The organism is Roseateles sp. P5_E11 (assembly GCF_054049355.1).
The window spans coordinates 1-1,790 of the sequence record NZ_JBFUMO010000854.1 but is presented as its reverse complement, the minus strand read 5'-3'; the positions used below and the strand labels follow the sequence as shown (position 1 = coordinate 1,790).

The window sequence follows — 1,790 nt, the reverse complement described above, 5'->3', positions numbered from 1 at the left end:
GCCCGGGATTATGCGGGGAGGAGGTCGGCGGCCCAGGCAGCCGCGTCGGCGAGCGGCCGGCTGAGCTGTTCGCCACCGTCACGAAGGGGTTTGACGCTCACCTCGCCACGGGCCAGTTCGTCGGCACCGAAGACAAGGGCGAAGCGGGCGCCGGACGCGTCGGCCTTCTTGAACTGCGATTTGAACGAGCCGCCGCCGGCATGCATCTGCACGCTGACGCCGGCCTCGCGCAGCGCCTCCAGCACGCCAAAAGCCTGCGGCAGGGCCGCTGCGTCGGGCACGATGGCGTAGGCCTGGGGTGCCGACGAGGGCACGGGCAGGCCGAGCTCGTCGATCAGCAGCAGCAGGCGCTCGATGCCCAGGCCGAAGCCGACGGCAGGCGTCGGTTTGCCGCCAAGCTGTTCGAACAGGCCGTCATAGCGGCCGCCGCCGCAGACTGTGCCCTGGGAGCCGAGCTGGTCGGTCACCCATTCGAAGACAGTCAGGTTGTAGTAGTCCATGCCGCGCACCAGGCGCGTGTTGACGCGGTACTCCAGACCCGCCGCGTCGAGGATCGCGCGCACGGCGTTGAAGTGGGCGAGCGTCTCTTCGCCGAGGAAGTCCATCAGCTTGGGCGCCGCCTCGATGACGGGCTGCATGGCCGGGTTCTTGCTGTCCAGGATGCGCAGCGGATTGCTGTGCAGGCGCTTCCTGCCGTCTTCGTCCAGCAGCTCGGCATGGGCCTCGAAGTGGGCGATCAGCGCGGTGCGGTGGGCGTTGCGCTCGGCCGGTTGGCCCAGCGAGTTCAGCTCCAGGCGCACATGCTGGCCCACGCTCAGGCCCAGGGCCTGCCAGAGGCGGCGCACCATCAGAATGATTTCAGCGTCCACATCAGGCCCGGCAAAGCCCAGGGCCTCGACGTCGAGCTGGTTGAACTGGCGGTAGCGCCCTTTTTGCGGGCGCTCATGGCGGAACATCGGGCCCATCGTCCACAGCCTGAGGGGCCCGTTGTAGAGGGCGTTGTGCTCGACCATGGCGCGCACGATGCCGGCCGTGGCCTCGGGGCGCAGCGTCAGCTGGTCGCCGTTCATGCCGTCGGTGAAGGAATACATCTCCTTCTCGACGATGTCGGTCACCTCACCCAGGCCGCGCACGAACAGCGCCGTCGGCTCGACGACGGGCGTCAGCATGTACTGGTAGCCGTAGCTGCCGAGCACCTTGCGCAGCGTGGTCTCGAACCAGCTCCACAGTTCGCTGCTGGGCAGCTTGTCCTTGCGGGTGACGCTGGTCGGGAGGATGTCGTTCATCCCCTTGACCGCCTGAATCGCCTTGCTCATGCAGTTGCTGTGGCGCCGAAGCGCTTCTCGATGTAGTTTTCGACCAGCGCGTGGAACTCGGCCGCAATGTTGTCGCCGCGCAGGGTCAGCGCTTTCTCGCCGTCGATGAAGACCGGCGCCGCCGGGGCCTCGCCGGTGCCGGGCAGGCTGATGCCGATGTCGGCATGCTTGCTCTCGCCGGGGCCGTTGACGATGCAGCCCATGACGGCCACCTTCATCTCCTCGACGCCGGGGTATTTGCCGCGCCAGACCGGCATCTGCAGGCGCAGGAAATCGTCGATCTGCTTGGCCAGTTCCTGGAAGGTCGTGCTCGTCGTGCGGCCACAGCCCGGGCAGGCCGTCACGCTCGGGTTGAAGTGGCGCAGGCCCAGGGCCTGCAGGATCTCCAGCGCCACGACCACTTCCTGGGTGCGCGACTCGCCCGGCTGGGGCGTGAGGCTGACGCGGATGGTGTCGCCGATGCCTTCCTGGGCC

The 1,790-nt window shown here is 68.0% G+C and carries 2 protein-coding genes; both read right to left on the bottom strand.

Annotation, left to right across the window (positions count from 1 at the left end; genetic code table 11):
• Window positions 1-8: 8 nt before the first annotated feature.
• A complete protein-coding gene (gene hisS, locus ACXJKR_RS31395; RefSeq protein WP_457326188.1) occupies window positions 9-1,316 on the bottom strand; it encodes a histidine--tRNA ligase in 1,308 nt (435 codons plus the stop codon).
• Window positions 1,313-1,790 (bottom strand): flavodoxin-dependent (E)-4-hydroxy-3-methylbut-2-enyl-diphosphate synthase (locus ACXJKR_RS31390; protein WP_457326187.1); only part of this gene is annotated, 478 nt, incomplete at its 5' end. The genes hisS and ACXJKR_RS31390, both read right to left, overlap by 4 nt.